This window comes from Nocardia cyriacigeorgica GUH-2 (assembly GCF_000284035.1).
Classification (GTDB): domain Bacteria; phylum Actinomycetota; class Actinomycetes; order Mycobacteriales; family Mycobacteriaceae; genus Nocardia; species Nocardia cyriacigeorgica_B.
In genome coordinates this window covers 3,390,965-3,404,938 of the sequence record NC_016887.1, presented here as the reverse complement: position 1 = coordinate 3,404,938, position 13,974 = coordinate 3,390,965, and the positions used below count along the sequence as shown (strand labels likewise).

Here is a 13,974-nt window from a genome sequence, read left to right as displayed (position 1 = left end):
GGATCCGCTCCGCTCCCGCTCCGGTCAGACGCTCTCGATACGCGCCAAAGTCCGTGCGCTGCCGTCGACTTCGAGCTGTACGCGCAGCCCGTCCGCGCCCTGCCAGGAGCGGATCTGCACCTCGTCGCCGGCCATGACCGGTCCGGCGTGTTCGAGGATCACCCGGTAGGGCGCGGCGGGTGCGTCGGGGAAGCGGGCGAGGGCTTCTTCGACGGCTTCCCAGTGCACCGCATTGTTGACGTGGCCGTAGCGGTCCACGTCGGTCACCCGCAGCGGGAACGGCCGCAGGTCGGCGTCGACGCCGGTGGATTCCTCGAGCGCCGGACGCCAGCGCAGCCGGTGCTGGTCGGTGGCCGCGAGCATCGGCGCCATGAACCGGTCGGTCATCCGGGCCGGGCGGCCGGCCTCGATATCGACGTGGATGAGGAACATCTCGGTCTCGATCTGCCCGCCGTTTTCGCTGCTGACCTGGATGCGCATATTGCACCAGCGGTTCGACAGCGCCGACGGCCAGCGCCGCAGATGCACCCGGTCGCCGAATTCGATGGGCGCCAGCACGTCGATGACCGTGCGCCGCACGATCCAGCCCGGATGCAGATCGCCGTCCTCCACCACCTGCAGATGGTCGTAGCCGATGTCCTGAAGGTAGCGCGCCACGGCGTCGAGCCGCAGCCGCTCCTGGCCGTCGGTGTCGCCGAGGCGCACCGGCCAATGCTCATGGAACGCCCGGTTCAAGTCCGGGCACGGTGTCAGGGGAAATGCGATCTCGGCCAGCCGGTCGGCGGTGGCGGTGCTCATACGGCTCCTTTCGCAGGTCGCGGGCCAGCGTAGTGCCGTCGACCCTTGCGTGCACGTGCCGCGAGGGGGACCGTGTTGATGTGGTCGCTGACGTCGAGCCGGGCCGAACCGCGTTCCGCGCCGCCGCGTGGGACGAGGCGTATGCGCTGCTGGGCCGGGCCGCCGAAACCGCCGAACTCGATCCCACCGACCAGGAGATCCTCGCCGAATGCGCCCACCTGCTCGGGCACACCGAGCACAGCATCGAGCTGCGCAGCCGGCTGTACGCGCAGCATGTGCAGGGTGGCGCGCACCGCGAGGCCGCACTGTGTGCCTATCGCATCCACCTGGTGCTGAGTCTGCGCGGCGATATGGCCGCGGCGATGGGCTGGCTGGCGCGTGCCCAGCGCCTGCTCGCCACTGAGCCCGAATGCGCGGCGCACGGTTATGTTGTGCCTGGCCGAGGCCGAGGCGAACTACTTCGCCGGCAACCTCGACCTCTCGCTGGAACTCGGGCGTCGCGTCACCGCGATCGGCGAACGCCACGGCGATCGCGATCTGGTCGGCTACGGTCTGCACCAGCAGGGGCGCGCGCTCGCCGCCCTCGGCGATATCGCTGCCGCTGTGGCCCTGCTCGATGAAGCGATGCTGGCCGTGCTCTCGGGTGAGGTGCGAAGTCCGCTGGTCAGCGCGGGCATCTATTGCAGCTCGATCAACGTCTGCGAGGCCATCTCCGATATCGCCCGGGCGCAGGCGTGGACGTCGGCGTTCGAGCAGTGGGCGTGTTCGCACGGTGCCGGGACGCCGATTTCCGGATCGTGCCGGATGCACCGGTCGGTGATCTTGTGGCTGCACGGTGCGTGGACCGAGGCCGAACGCGAGGCGCGGCTGGCCTGCCAGGAGCAGAACGGCACGGTCGCGATGGACGCCGGCCGCGCCTGGTACCAGGTCGGTGAGATCCGGCGCGTGGTCGGCGATCTCAGCGGCGCCGAGGAGGCGTTCGCGCATGCCGGCCGATACGGCAGCGAGGTCCAGCCCGGGATGGCGTTGCTGCGCGCCGCGCAGGGGCGTTCCGAGGCGGCCGCGGCGGGGTTGGCGCGGGCGTTGGCCGAACGGCCCGCCGACCGCCTCGCCCGCGCGTCACTGTTGCCGGCCATGGCCGAATTGACGACGACCGCGGGGGAGTACGCGCGGGCGCAGCAGGTGGTGGCCGAGCTGGACGAGCTGGCCGATATCGGACCGGCGGCGCGGGCCCGCGCCGCCTATGCGCGCGGAGCGCTGCACCTGGCCGACGACGATCCGGTCGCGGCGCTGCCCGAGCTACGGTCCGCGGTACGGATCTGGGCGGAACTCGACATCCCCTACGAACTCGCGCGCACCCGCCGACTGATCGGCACGGCCTGCCGGGCGGTCGGCGACGAGGAGGCCGCCGCTGTGGAATGGGCGGCCTGCCGGTCGATCTTCGCTCGGCTGGGCGCTGGGCCGGATGTCGAGGCCACCGACGCGTTGCTCGCCGATCGCGGGCTGTCGCCGTTACCGGCCGGCCTGACCGAACGCGAGGCCGAGGTGCTGCGCCTGGTCTCCGGCGGGCTGACCAATCACGCTATCGCGCAATCGCTTTCGCTGAGCGATAAGACCGTCGCTCGCCATCTCAGCAATATCTTCACCAAGATCGGGTCTCTTCGCGTGCCGCCGCGACGGCCTATGCCTACCGCCACGATCTCGCCTAACGCCAATCGTCGATCACATAGGACTCGGGATCGCTGTAGCCGCGATCGCCGGGACGATGCATCGCGATGCCCTGCAGGTAGGTGCGGTATCCGCGCGCGATCATGGTGCTGTAGGCGTGCGTGCGGGCCAGGTTCGTGCCGGCTTCCAGTACTCCGGTGCCGCGTTCGGCGGCGAGATCCTCGCATGCGTCGAGGAGTCGGTCGAACCGTTCCGCCGCGCCCGGGCCCGGGCTGACGGCACCGAACTTCACCAGGCAGACGTCGTGTCCGGCTTCGGTGCCCGCGCCGAGGTGGCAGACTGCCATCCCGGTCACCGATCGGCCGTCGGTGAGCAGCACGGTGTCGCCGTGGGTGCGGGCACGGGCCATTTCGCCCGACAGATCCAATCCCGGATACACCGAATCGGTCAGGGTGCGGCACATCGACAGCACCGTGGACTCCTCGGCCCCGGACAGTTCGGAGTAGGCCATCCATCCCGGTGCCGGCTGCGTGCGCTGCACGGGTTTACGCATGATCGCGGTGAGATAGCGCGGCCAGAAGCCGAATTTGCGGTACAGCTCGACGTGTTTGGGGCTCTGGGCGAAGGTGAACAGCCCCTGGATGGTGGTGTCCCAGGCGGCGAAGCGCTCCATCACCGGCTCCATCAGTAGCGACCCCAGACCGCGGTCCCAGTATTCGGGGCGGACCGTCAACGGGCCGACGACACCGACACTGCCCCAGTGCGTGCCGAAGTTGGTCCCGGCCAGCCGGCCGTCGATATCGGCGGCGAAGGCGGCACTCGGGTCGGCCGCCCACCGGGTATGTACCAGGTCGGCGGTTTCGGCGAACGCCATCGGGTCGGGCAAGCCGATGAACGTCCCGAAGGCGAGGCGGAAGATCTCGTCCGCCTCCGTGAGTTCGGATTCGATCAATGGACGATAGGTGGTGCCGGCGGTGTGCCGGTCTTGTGTCACGGTGCTCATGGTCGAACAGTAGGACCGGGGGCGGGGGTCCCTCATCGGGCGAACAGCCCATCCTGTCGGCGCACGAGCATGAGGTGAACTACCCAGGGCCTGACCGGGCGGAGTCCCGATCTCCGGGACGCGATCGGCCGCCGGAACCGGAGCGAGAGCACTATGGAAGGCGATGGTTCCGCGCGTCCGAGGCGTGGCGGAGGCGGCGAGGTGAGGAGTATGGGTATGCGGGGCATCAACCACGTCGTGCTGTACGTGTCGGACCTGGAACGCAGTCTCGCTTTCTACGAGGACGTTCTCGGCTTCCAGCGGCTGCCGATGGGGTTCCCCGGTGGCGCGTTCCTGCGGCATGCGGGGTCGGCCAACGATCACGACCTGGGGTTGTTCCAGGCGCGTAGGGCGGTGGCGGCGCCGCCCGGGTCGGTCGGGCTGTATCACGTGGCGTGGGAGGTCGACACCTTGACCGAGCTCGCCGCCATGCGGGCCGCGTTGGCGCGGGCGGGTGCGCTCACCGGTTCCGGTGATCATGGTTCGACCAAGGCGCTCTACGGGCGCGACCCGGATGGCATCGAGTTCGAGGTGTGCTGGCTGGTGCCCGATGCGCGGGTCGAAGAGGCGCTGCGGCCGGGTGCGGCGTTGACCGGGCCGCTCGATATCGACGCCGAGATCGAGCGGTACGGGGCGAACATGCCGGGTGGGCCGCGCACCGATCCGGCGGTATGGGCGCGCATCGCGGAGCGTGATGCCGCGCAGGGGCGTTCCTGACCGTGGGCTGTCGCACGGTACTGACTGCTGTGCAATGAGTTTCGTTGCTCGCAGCGTTGAGAACGGTGGTATTCAGCTAGATCGGGCCGGGTTCACGGCCGGTGATGGGCGCGGCTGCGCTCAGAACAGCCGCAGATTCCCCAGATAGACCTTGCCGCCCACCGCGACAGCCATGTGCTCGCTGGTGACTTCCCAGACCTGCCCCTTGCTGTCCCATACCTCGAGCCGGTTGCCCGAGGAGCCGTAGTCGCGGGCGATGGCGATGCGGGTGCCGTCGGTGCCGAGAATGGTGCAGTCGTCGGGCGAGGCGGCGCTGATCGCGTACTCACCGGAGTACGCGTCCACGATCCGGCTCATCTCGTAGGTCGTGATCAGGGTGCCGACGCCGCGGAACAGCAATTGTTCGGGACTGTCGTCGGCGCCGTAGGACTGCTGCTCCCACAGCACGATCCCGTTGCGCGGGCTCACACCGGCGTAGGTGGTCTTGTTGCCGTCGGTTTTGATCACGATCGGCACGGAGGTCTCCGGCGGGCTCGGGTCGGTGTAGTAGGGTCGCTGGCTCGGCCGCCAACCCGCCGGCAGGTCGGCGGTCTTGGTGCCGTTGCGGTCGTAGATCCCGCGTGTGTCGCCGTCGTCGAGAACGAACCCGTCGATGAAGACGTTCCAGCTGCCGCGCTCCAGGGGCTCGACGGTCTCGCGTCGCAGGATTTCCGCGCCGTCTTCCAGGCGGATCACCCGAAACTCGTACTTCGACAGCGGGTTCGACGGGTCTGGTGCTGAGGTGACGACGGCGAGGCGGACCAGGCCGAAGAGTTCGATCTCATGGCGTGGTTGCCCCGACGGCGTGGTCGACGCGATGTCGGTTCCGCTGAGCGGAGCCAGTTCCCGCCCGTCCAGGCCCAGCACCCGCAGCAGCGGTGATTGCCGATGATCGGGCCGGTCCACGAAGACGAATCGGTCGGCGACGGCGGTCAGGCGGGAGACATCGCCGCGCACCTCCACCGTCTCGGTGATCCGGCTGGTGGCGACGTCGACCACCAGGACAGCGTCGGTACTTCCGGACAATCCGCAGGCCGCCGCCGCATGATTCGCGCTGACCACACAGTCGTCCAGGTTTCGATCCCCGGTGTCGATCGCGATGGGCACGGTGCCGTCGACGAGCCGGCCGGTGTTCGCATCGACGATCTCGAGGTACTCGGCCCGATCCGTGCTGCCCACCCGGACCGTACGGGCGTACAGCACGATCTCGGAATCGCCGCCGAGCACCTTCGCGTTGAGCGTTCGTGCACCCGGCCGGCCTGCCACTTCCGGCAGGGTCCACACCGGTTGGTCGGGTCGTGCGCCAAGCGCGGGCAGGGTGGGGGTGACCGGGCGGCGCGGCAGCTGCGCGGCTTCTTCGGCGCCGGCGGTGTTGCGTTGGTAGGTCTGAATGCCCAACGCCACACCGATCGCCACGATGATCGCGAGGATGACGCCACCGAACACCAGCGGCACCCGGCTGTGCCGCGGTCTCGTGCCGATCGGCGCGGGATGCGCGGGGCGCCCCGGATGCGCGGACGAACCCGGATGCATGGGTGCACCGGAATGCGCGGGCAGGCCGGAATGTCCGGGCGAACCCGGATGCGCCGGCGAACTGTGATGCCCCGGCGAACCGGGATGCCCGGCTGAACCCGGATGCCCGGCTGAACCCGACTGCCCGGCGCCCGGATTGACAACCGTGGGCGCCAGGCGATCGGCCGCCGAGCCTGAGCCCGGACCATGCGGCCCCGGCAACGACAGCGCGTGCCCGAGCGCCGCCGCGAACTCCTTGCTCGTCGCGAACCGCTCCTGCGGAGACTTCGCCATCGCCCGCGCGAACACCGCATCCACCTGCGGCGCGAGATCGGGGCGCCGCTCGCGCACACTGGGCACCGGCTGCTGGGCGTGCGCCATGATCACCGCGACCGGGCTGGTGCCGGTGAACGGTTGCGCGCCGGTGAGCAGGTGGAACGCGGTCGCGGCCAGCGCGTACTGGTCCGAACGCGGCTCCACCGGCAGGCCCTGCATCTGTTCCGGTGAGGCGTAGGCGATGGTCCCGATGGTCATCCCGGTGCCGGTCAGATCGGAACTCTCCGGCCCCATGCGCGCGATGCCGAAATCGGTGAGCAGGAAATGCCCGGTTCGCGCGAGCAGGATGTTCGCCGGCTTCACATCGCGGTGCACCAGCCCGCGCGCACCCGCGTAGTCGAGCGCGTCGGCCACCGCCGTGATCGCCCGCGCCACCTCGGCATTCGGCAGCCCGCCCGGCGCGGAGGCCAGCAACGCCGACACGTCCACCCCGTCGATCAGCGCCAACGCGATCCACAACCGCCCGTCGAATTCACCACGGTCGTGCACGCTGACGATCCCCGGATGCGACAGCGAGGCCGCGAGATCGGCTTCCCGCTCGAACCGGCGCCGATACGACTCGTCCCGGGTGAACTGCGCCCCGAGCACCTTGATCGCATCCGAACGCGGCAACCGCGGATGCCGGGCGACATACACCTCGCCCATGCCGCCCACCCCGAGCAGACGTTCGATCGTGTATCCGGCGAACACCGACCCCGGCTCCAATGCCCCCACCGCTGGTTCCCTCCGTGATCGATCAGTGAAACGATCACACCGTATACCGGGGCGCCCGGCCTCGGGGTGTATCAGTGGGTGTCCGGTCTGGGGATTCGAACACCGGCTGCGCGCAGTTTGGCTTCCACCAGCGCGAGCGCACGGGCGGTCGCCGATCCGTGTTCCGCGCCGTGGTGGGCGATCAACTGGTATCGCGTCGCGGCCTCGGTGCCTGCTTGCAGGCCGGTCACGATCTCGAGATGGGCGGGATTGGCCAGATAGTGGTCGGCCATCGCGGTGGCGAGTTCGTCGATGCGGGGGTCGTCCGGATCCCAGGCCGCGGCCTCGGCGGCGCGTTGGATCAGCGCGACGTATCCGGGATCGTCCAGCGCCTGTTCCAGGTCGGTGAGGTACCGGTCGAAGCCGTCGGGGACCAGAGCCCTGGCCAGTACCCAGCCCTCCCTGGTGGCCGCCACTTCACCGGCCGGAAAACCCAGGCCGGCCATGCGTTCCAGCAGTGCGACGGCGCGCTCGCCCAGCAGTGCCCGGTCGCCGTCGGCGAAACGCCGTAGTGTGTCGCGCCGCGCGATCAACTCCTCGATCCGTGCGGTGAGTTGGTCCTCGACGTCGGCGAGCGCGGCGGCGAAGGAGGCCGGGTCGGCGGCGAGCATGGGCCCGATATCGGCGAGCGGCACCCCGGCCGCGGCCAGTGTCCGCACTCGCACCAGTCGTAACAACTCGGCCGATCCGTATCGCCGGAAGCCCGAGCTGTCGCGTCCGGGCTCGGCGACCAGGCCGAGCTTGTGATAGTGGCGCACAGTCTTCACTGTGACGCCGACGAATGCCGCTGCCTGCCCGATCGTGACTCCGGTTCGCATCGTCTCAGCCTTCCGCATCAGGTGAGGCCGAGCGCGAAGGCGGCCGTGCCGGACGTCGCTACGAGCGTGGTCACGCCGACGTGCATCCCGATGGACAGCCGGATGTCCTTGTGCCGCCATGCCAGCCAGTACCCGGGAAACGTGAAGATCACCCGCGAGATGAACACCCACGGTGACCAGAAGTGGTACAGCGCGAACAACACCGTGTTGTACACCGGCGCCCATCCACCGAGATGGGCGATCCGGGGAAGCAGGAAACCGCGGAAGTACAGCTCCTCGATGAGCGGCAGGGCGATTCCGGTCAACGGCAGGCAGATCAGCATCGTGGTGAGCAGTGTCGAGTACGAGTAGCCGTCGAGATCGAGGTAGTTGTTGTTACCGCTGCCGCCGGTGTTCGCGTACGGCAGCCAGGTGAACCAGCCTTTGCAGAAATTGTTGAGCGGGGCCAGCGCGAGCCCGGACACCGTCATCCATGCGATGAGTGCCGCGACCATCGCCACCAGCTTCGCGCGTGGAACGGGTCTGCCGGTGTAGTGCAGTACGCCGCGCAACGAAACCCGGCCGTTGCGCCGGCGGCCCAGCCACAGCAGGCCCGCCAGGACCGGAATCAGCACCAGGCACAGGGCGATCGCCCAGCCCAGGAACGCCGGAAACCCGACGGCCGCGACGAACGGTTCGGCGATGAGCAGGTAAATGGCCACGATCAGGATGCCGGGGACAAGATGCAAGGCGACCGACAGCGGCAGGGAGTGGCGGTCGCCCACAAGCAGCTCGACCAGCCCGTTCGATGGTGTGTCTACGACGGTGCGCATGATGGGAACTCCTCCGTTGGGCGGCGGCACCGAGCCGGTCGAGCTCGATGCGGCCGCCGCTACCTGCTAGTCGGCCTGACCGGGAAGCTCGGCCCCGAAAACCTCGGCGAGCAGCCGCTGCTGTGCCTGCTGGAAGGGCGCGGCGATGGACAGGGCGGAATCATCGACGCAGGTCAGGGCGGCGGTCATGGTCGTTGCGCCGTCCGGGGTGCTGTACATCAGCGTGGCGTAGCCCGCGTGGGCGCCGTTGTGTGTGATGAGGACCCCGGCGCCGGGCAGGTCACGGACGAATACGCCGAGGCCGTAGTCCATGGTGGGGATGCCGGTCGGGTGCGGCGCGCACATCTGGGCGAGCAGTTCGGCCGGCAGCAGGCGCCCGCGCAGCAGCGCGGACAGGAAGATATGCAGATCGCGGGTGGTCGAGATCATGTCGCCGCCGCAGGGATTCCACGAGGGGTTGTGCCGGGTGACGTCGACGATGGTTTCCTCGTCGTTCTCGAGACACCGGTAGTAAGCATGAGCATGCGGTTCGGGGATCTCCGGTGAGGTCTCCGGCACCACGGTTTCCGAGAGTCCGAGCGGGTCGAGGATCCGCTCCCGCATCTGCTCGGCGAAGGGCCGACCGGTCACCTTCTCGATGAGCAGCCGCGCCAGCGCATAGTTGGTGTTGGAATAGCTCCAGCCGGTTCCGGGCGCGAAACGCACCGGCTTGGACAGGGCCAGCGCCACCAGATCACGCGGTCGGTGGGTGGTGAATCGGTGGGCCACCCACTGCTCGCCGGCGGGGGTGCCCGGTGCGGGGATCCCGAGCACCACCGTCCCATCGTCATAGAGTTCGCCGGTGAAGTTGAATATCCCGCTGGTGTGCTGCAGCAGCATCCGGACGGTGATCCGCGGGTCGAGGCCGAACTCGGTCAGGTAGTCGGCCACCGGTCGGTCGAGTTCGATCGCGCCCTCGGCCACCATGTGCAGGACCAGGGCCGCGGTGAAGGTCTTGGTGTTGCTGGCGATTCGGACGTGCCCGTCGACCGGCGGTTTCGCGGACCCGCCCAGTTCGGCCGTTCCGGCGGTGCCGACCCATTCGCCCCGCTCGTCGTTCACCCGCACCGACACCCCGACGAATCCGGACTCGGCGATCTCCTCGAGCGCCGTCTGAAGCCGTGGGCGTTGCTGCCCGGCAACGGCATTCGGCCCGATGGTGGCGCTGTGTGCCCCGTCTGCCCGGGTGGCGTCGAGGGTGTCGGTGGCGTGGTGGTCGATCGACATGGTGTGCTCCTGGAATCGGTACGTCCCGGCCGGCTTCGTGCCGCCGCGACGAGCGTCCACCCTGACCCGAGGTCAACCTCAATAGTGATGTGGGTCACTCCAGAGCGTTCAGGTCGATCAGGGTGGCGAGGATGGTGGCGCCGTGGTCGGTGCCTTCGGCGCCGGAGAGGATGGAATCGAGCAGGGGAGCGTTGGCGAGCATGCCGGCGCCGTAGTGGCCGGTGCTGCGGGCGCTGGACAGGACGGCGTAGATGATCGCGGCGTAGACCTGGGAGCGGGGGACGGTGAGGCGGGGCAGGGTGTCGAGGCGGGCGTCGACGGCTTCGATCACCTCACGCAGGACATCGATTTCGATCTCGCGCAGTCGGTCCACGGCTCAGTACCCGAATTTCACGCGGTTGGCCGGGGACATGCGGTTGTGCTGCACCAGTAGCGTTTTCGCCTGCGATTTGATCGCGCAGACGGTGACCGGGCAGTCGATGTGCTCCTGCATCACCCGGTGGGCGAGTTCGACGGTCATGGTCAGTACGGCATTGTGGCGAAAAGGGGGAACGGCATTCATAATCGTGGGCACCTCCGGTCGCGTAAACGGTTGGTGTGCCCCGAGAGCCAGGGGTCCGGTGGGGTCGGACCTCGCCCGGCGCTCGGGAGCTGAGCTCAGTAGACACGCCGCGCAAGGGCTTTGGAATGTCCATGGTCGGGTTTCTTACGCCGAGACACCCAAATTCTGCGGTGGGCCGATCACAACCTCGTGCTCCATGGCGAGGCGTTCCATAATTCGAACAATCCGATAGCGAGGCTAATTACATGGCAGCGGGGTCGACACTCCCTCAACGGGCGGCCGGGCGGGAACTGCGCAGGTTGCGGATGCGAGCGGGCAAGAGCCAAACGGCGGCGGGCAAGGTCATCGAGGTCTCGCCGCAAACCATCGGACGCATGGAGGACGGACTACCCACGAAGCTGTCGCGGGTATACGTCAATGCACTGTGCGACGAGTACGCGGCGAGCACGGCGGAGCGTGAACGATTGCTGACGCTGGCGGGAGAGGTGGAGGAGGCGAAGAAGGCCGGGAACGGGTGGTGGAGGAGCTATCCGGTTGCGCCCAAGTTCGATCATTACCTCGGGATGGAGGATGCGGCGCAGAAGATCACGACCTTCCAACTGACGCTGCTGCCCGGGCTGCTGCAGACCGCCGAATACCGCCGCGACATGGTTTGGGTGGACGATCCGGCCATCCCCACGGAGGAGGCGGAGCGAAAGGTCGAGCTGGCCACTCGTCGACAGGCGAAGCTGGACGAGGACGGATTCAGCATGGATGTCATCCTGTCCGAGGCGGTACTCCGTCACCGCGTGGGCGGGCCGTCCGTTATGGCTCGGCAGCTTCGGCACCTGGTGGAGGTGAGCAAACGGCCGAACGTTTCGATTCGAGTGATTCCACTGCGGGCTGATGGGCACATCGGCCTTCAAGTCGGCTCGTTCGTGCTGTTCGAATTTCCGCCACTGCCGTCGTCGCGGATGATCGAGCCGCCGGTGGTCTACGTCGAAGTGTTTGCCGGGCATTTGTACCTGGAGCACGAGGCGGAGATCGAGCGTTATCGCACCGCGTTGGAGCGGCTGAGGCGTGTAGCGTTGGACGAAGAAGCCACCAGGTCGCTAATCCTGGAGATAGCAAAGGAGTTCGAGGCATGAGCGTTGACCTATCCGGTGCCCGCTGGTTCAAGAGCAGCCGGTCCGCGAACGCGGATGCGTGCGTGGAAATCGCCCACCTCGATGGCGGCATGGTCGGCGTCCGCGACTCCAAGAACCCCACGGGCCCGGCCCTGGTGTTCACCCCGGCCGAATGGGACGCCTTCTTGAGCGGCGCCACCCAAGGCGAGTTCGACCGACCCTGACCCGCAGACTCCCGAGCCTCCGCCCCGCGTACGGGTGGGGGCTCGGCCCGTTTCGGTCGCCCGATACCGTGCCTGATCTGGCGCGTGTCGGGCCCGTCTCGGCACCGGCGGTGTGATCCGCACCATGCCCATCGCGCATTTCCGGCCTTCGACCTGGCAACCTCGTCGCGGCGCCGATCCGTTCGATTCGCGCAACCTGCCGGTCGGCTGACAGGATCACCGGCGCAGTGCTGTCGAGGTGGGTGCCATTCGCCACGTGGATCGAGTGATTTCCCCCTCGATCCAGGGATATGTGGTTGGAAAGGAACACCGGGATTGACGACGGACGCGCGGGCTGAGCTGGAGGCTTTTCTGCTCGGAGACCGGTTCGCCTGTCTGGCGGGCCGCTCCGCCTGGCGGCAGGGCGGCATCACGCACCGCCACTACGAGGTGATGGGCGGCGAGGAATCGGCGCGGCTGATGGCCCTGGATCTGGCCGAATTCGTCGGCGCCGCCAATTGGAACCCACGCAAGTTCACCAGCTTCGTGGCCACCTTCGAGCAACCGCGCGGCGTGGACGAGCTGCGCTTCGAGGAACTGCTGTGGCAGCACCTGCAGCTGCTGCACGAGGCCGACGCCGAGAAGTACGCCTGGGCGCCTGGCTATTCCTCGGACCCGCAGTCCGGCGAGTTCGGCTACAGCGTCGCCGGCCACCCGTTCTTCGTCATCGGCTTGCACGAAACCCACCGCCGCTTCGGCCGCCGCCCACCGTTCCCGACGCTGGCGTTCAACTCCCACCAGCAGTTCGGCCTGATCAAGGCAGCGGGCATGTGGGACCGCCTGGCCGAGAAGATCCGCAAACAGGACATCGCCCTGCAGGGCGACATCAACCCCAACCTGCTCGAATACGAAAAGCTCTCCGAAGCCCGCCGCTACTCCGGCCGCCCCAAGCCCGCCGACTGGCAGTGCCCGTTCAGCGCCCGCCCCACAGCCGAGGAACGCGAACTGGCCGGCGCGTCGGGAGCCTGATCCCGCTCGCTGTGCCCCGGTGCGCCAGGATGCTGCGATCCTGACCCGGGAATACGCCCATGTCGGCGCTGCGTTCGCGGTATGCGTCGCGCGCATGTCGGCCGCCGACTCCGCCTGCGGACAGCTGCACGTCGCCGGAGAGGGGGCCCATCGTGGACCGCCGCCGTCGGCATGTTGTGTGCTGAACAGTTGCCAAACCATGTCCGGCCCGGTAGAAAAAGCGTCAGATAGCTGCTGAGCGGGGCGGTGACCGGGTCGAACCGGTTGACTGTCAGCGCAAATGCCGACGATTCAGGAGGTTGCCCCGGCGCGCCATTCGGCGATGCTGATCGGATGCTGTCGGCGAGCTGCTGTCGAGTTGCCGGGGCGCGATCGTCGCGCACCCTTTTCGCGAAAGGTTGACGACCATGCGGAAATTGATGGCGAGTACAGCAGTGGGCGGCGCGATGATCGCCGCACTGGCTGCCGGTGCGGTCGCGACGGCCGCCCCCGCGGCCGCGACACCGCCGCCGCCGAGCCCGCTGTGCACGGCCTTCTCCTACCCGGCCGCGATCGCGATCGAACTCACCGGCGGGCACGACAGCCCACTGCTGCCGGTCCTGAATTCACTGCAGCCCATCTTCTGCGGCTGAGCAGTCAGGCTTCTCGTCCACCTCCTTCGTCGAAAGGCCACCGCAGTGAAACGTCTCCTCATCGCCGCCGCCGGCATCGCCCTGGCCGCGGGCCTGGTGGGCTGTTCGGACTCCGACGAGCAGAAACCCGCCACCACCACGACGAGCCACGCCGTCACCACCTCCGCGGCGGCCGCGTCGACCACGACTCCGGCGAACCCGACCACCAACGGTGAGGCCCCGCCGCCGGCGCCTACCATCACCGGCCAACGCGGTGCCGACGGTTCCACCGGCAACAATCTGAGCGCCGAATACTGCGCCCGTAACCAGGATCCGGGCTGCCCAGCAGGCTCTTACGTCGGCCCCAACGCCATCCCGAACCCGAACGGCGACGGAACCTGGGTGCCGTGTGAGGGCACGATCTGCACCAACCCCAACCACGGCGCCGGCCCCGAAAACGCCCCGGGCCCAACCACTACGGCCCCGCCGGCGCCCACCACCACGGTGCCCAACCCGGCCCCGAACAACAACACCCCGGTCGAAGGCGCACCCTGCGGTGACGACGGCCGCGGCCGCTGGCAGCACCTCGAAGGCAGCGACGCCGAGCACTACGGCACCGAATGGTTGTGCTCGTACAACGGCTGAACCAGCCGCGTCGAGCACCACTCGCCGATAGCCGCCAAAATGTCCGGCGCAGCAGCT

Annotated in this window: 15 protein-coding genes and 1 pseudogene; 7 read left to right on the top strand and 9 right to left on the bottom strand. The window is 68.4% G+C overall.

The window, feature by feature from the left end; translation table 11 throughout:
- Positions 1 to 24: 24 nt before the first annotated feature.
- Both NOCYR_RS15220 and NOCYR_RS15215 read right to left on the bottom strand, forming a co-directional pair.
- A complete protein-coding gene (locus tag NOCYR_RS15220) occupies positions 25 to 798 on the bottom strand; it encodes an acyl-[acyl-carrier-protein] thioesterase (protein WP_014351273.1) in 774 nt (257 codons plus the stop codon).
- Positions 795 to 1,220, bottom strand: a complete 426-nt coding sequence (locus tag NOCYR_RS15215; RefSeq protein ID WP_048833416.1) for a hypothetical protein — start codon at positions 1,218 to 1,220, stop codon at positions 795 to 797. Before NOCYR_RS15215 ends, NOCYR_RS15220 begins: the two co-directional genes overlap by 4 nt.
- A gap of 4 nt (positions 1,221 to 1,224) precedes the next feature.
- On the opposite strand from NOCYR_RS15215, the pseudogene NOCYR_RS30910 reads away from it, so the two are divergent.
- Positions 1,225 to 2,442 (top strand): annotated as a pseudogene (locus NOCYR_RS30910) (LuxR C-terminal-related transcriptional regulator); the annotation flags it as partial.
- A 61-nt stretch (positions 2,443 to 2,503) separates the two neighbouring features.
- Here the strand turns inward: NOCYR_RS30910 and NOCYR_RS15205 are convergent.
- Entirely contained in the window at positions 2,504 to 3,469 is a 966-nt protein-coding gene (locus tag NOCYR_RS15205) for a GNAT family N-acetyltransferase (RefSeq protein WP_014351271.1), read from the bottom strand.
- A 216-nt stretch (positions 3,470 to 3,685) separates the two neighbouring features.
- Between NOCYR_RS15205 and NOCYR_RS15200 the strand changes: the two genes are divergently transcribed.
- Positions 3,686 to 4,225: a VOC family protein gene (locus tag NOCYR_RS15200; RefSeq protein ID WP_014351270.1), complete on the top strand. Its 540-nt coding sequence runs from the start codon at positions 3,686 to 3,688 to the stop codon at positions 4,223 to 4,225.
- Between the two features lie 120 nt (positions 4,226 to 4,345).
- On the opposite strand, the gene NOCYR_RS27940 is transcribed toward NOCYR_RS15200, so the two are convergent.
- From NOCYR_RS27940 to NOCYR_RS28450, 6 genes are all read right to left on the bottom strand, one after another.
- Positions 4,346 to 6,826, bottom strand: a complete 2,481-nt coding sequence (locus NOCYR_RS27940; protein ID WP_148280655.1) for a serine/threonine-protein kinase — start codon at positions 6,824 to 6,826, stop codon at positions 4,346 to 4,348.
- A gap of 71 nt (positions 6,827 to 6,897) precedes the next feature.
- A complete protein-coding gene (locus NOCYR_RS15190; RefSeq protein WP_048834185.1) occupies positions 6,898 to 7,683 on the bottom strand; it encodes a MerR family transcriptional regulator in 786 nt (261 codons plus the stop codon).
- 17 nt (positions 7,684 to 7,700) lie between these two features.
- Positions 7,701 to 8,495 (bottom strand): CPBP family intramembrane glutamic endopeptidase, encoded by a 795-nt coding sequence (locus NOCYR_RS15185; protein WP_014351267.1) that lies wholly within the window; start codon positions 8,493 to 8,495, stop codon positions 7,701 to 7,703.
- Between the two features lie 66 nt (positions 8,496 to 8,561).
- Complete coding sequence (locus NOCYR_RS15180; protein ID WP_014351266.1) at positions 8,562 to 9,761, bottom strand: serine hydrolase domain-containing protein; 1,200 nt, start codon at positions 9,759 to 9,761, stop codon at positions 8,562 to 8,564.
- A 94-nt stretch (positions 9,762 to 9,855) separates the two neighbouring features.
- Entirely contained in the window at positions 9,856 to 10,134 is a 279-nt protein-coding gene (locus tag NOCYR_RS30805; RefSeq protein WP_014351265.1) for a hypothetical protein, read from the bottom strand.
- 3 nt (positions 10,135 to 10,137) lie between these two features.
- Entirely contained in the window at positions 10,138 to 10,281 is a 144-nt protein-coding gene (locus NOCYR_RS28450; protein ID WP_014351264.1) for a hypothetical protein, read from the bottom strand.
- Positions 10,282 to 10,568: 287 nt separating this feature from the next.
- Between NOCYR_RS28450 and NOCYR_RS15170 the strand changes: the two genes are divergently transcribed.
- From NOCYR_RS15170 to NOCYR_RS30495, 5 genes are all read left to right on the top strand, one after another.
- A complete protein-coding gene (locus NOCYR_RS15170; protein WP_048833413.1) occupies positions 10,569 to 11,450 on the top strand; it encodes a helix-turn-helix domain-containing protein in 882 nt (293 codons plus the stop codon).
- On the top strand, positions 11,447 to 11,653 hold the full coding sequence (locus NOCYR_RS15165) for a DUF397 domain-containing protein (RefSeq protein ID WP_014351262.1): 207 nt from the start codon (positions 11,447 to 11,449) through the stop codon (positions 11,651 to 11,653). Before NOCYR_RS15170 ends, NOCYR_RS15165 begins: the two co-directional genes overlap by 4 nt.
- Before the next feature lie 315 nt (positions 11,654 to 11,968).
- Entirely contained in the window at positions 11,969 to 12,661 is a 693-nt protein-coding gene (gene gntA, locus NOCYR_RS15160; RefSeq protein ID WP_014351261.1) for a guanitoxin biosynthesis heme-dependent pre-guanitoxin N-hydroxylase GntA, read from the top strand.
- A 407-nt stretch (positions 12,662 to 13,068) separates the two neighbouring features.
- Positions 13,069 to 13,293, top strand: coding sequence for a hypothetical protein (locus NOCYR_RS15155; protein WP_048833412.1), 225 nt, complete (start codon positions 13,069 to 13,071; stop codon positions 13,291 to 13,293).
- A gap of 45 nt (positions 13,294 to 13,338) precedes the next feature.
- A complete protein-coding gene (locus NOCYR_RS30495) occupies positions 13,339 to 13,917 on the top strand; it encodes a hypothetical protein (protein WP_014351259.1) in 579 nt (192 codons plus the stop codon).
- The last annotated feature ends 57 nt before the right edge of the window (positions 13,918 to 13,974 follow it).

Bases quoted from the DNA above. Each gene is read 5' to 3' on its own strand.
- NOCYR_RS15220 (WP_014351273.1), bottom strand. From the start codon at position 798: ATGAGCACCGCCACCGCCGACCGGCTGGCCGAGATCGCATTTCCCCTG.
- NOCYR_RS15205 (WP_014351271.1), bottom strand. From the start codon at position 3,469: ATGAGCACCGTGACACAAGACCGGCACACCGCCGGCACCACCTATCGT.
- NOCYR_RS15200 (WP_014351270.1), top strand. From the start codon at position 3,686: ATGCGGGGCATCAACCACGTCGTGCTGTACGTGTCGGACCTGGAACGC.
- NOCYR_RS15190 (WP_048834185.1), bottom strand. From the start codon at position 7,683: ATGCGAACCGGAGTCACGATCGGGCAGGCAGCGGCATTCGTCGGCGTC.
- NOCYR_RS15185 (WP_014351267.1), bottom strand. From the start codon at position 8,495: ATGCGCACCGTCGTAGACACACCATCGAACGGGCTGGTCGAGCTGCTT.
- NOCYR_RS15180 (WP_014351266.1), bottom strand. From the start codon at position 9,761: ATGTCGATCGACCACCACGCCACCGACACCCTCGACGCCACCCGGGCA.
- NOCYR_RS28450 (WP_014351264.1), bottom strand. From the start codon at position 10,281: ATGACCGTCGAACTCGCCCACCGGGTGATGCAGGAGCACATCGACTGC.
- NOCYR_RS15170 (WP_048833413.1), top strand. From the start codon at position 10,569: ATGGCAGCGGGGTCGACACTCCCTCAACGGGCGGCCGGGCGGGAACTG.
- NOCYR_RS15165 (WP_014351262.1), top strand. From the start codon at position 11,447: ATGAGCGTTGACCTATCCGGTGCCCGCTGGTTCAAGAGCAGCCGGTCC.
- NOCYR_RS15155 (WP_048833412.1), top strand. From the start codon at position 13,069: ATGCGGAAATTGATGGCGAGTACAGCAGTGGGCGGCGCGATGATCGCC.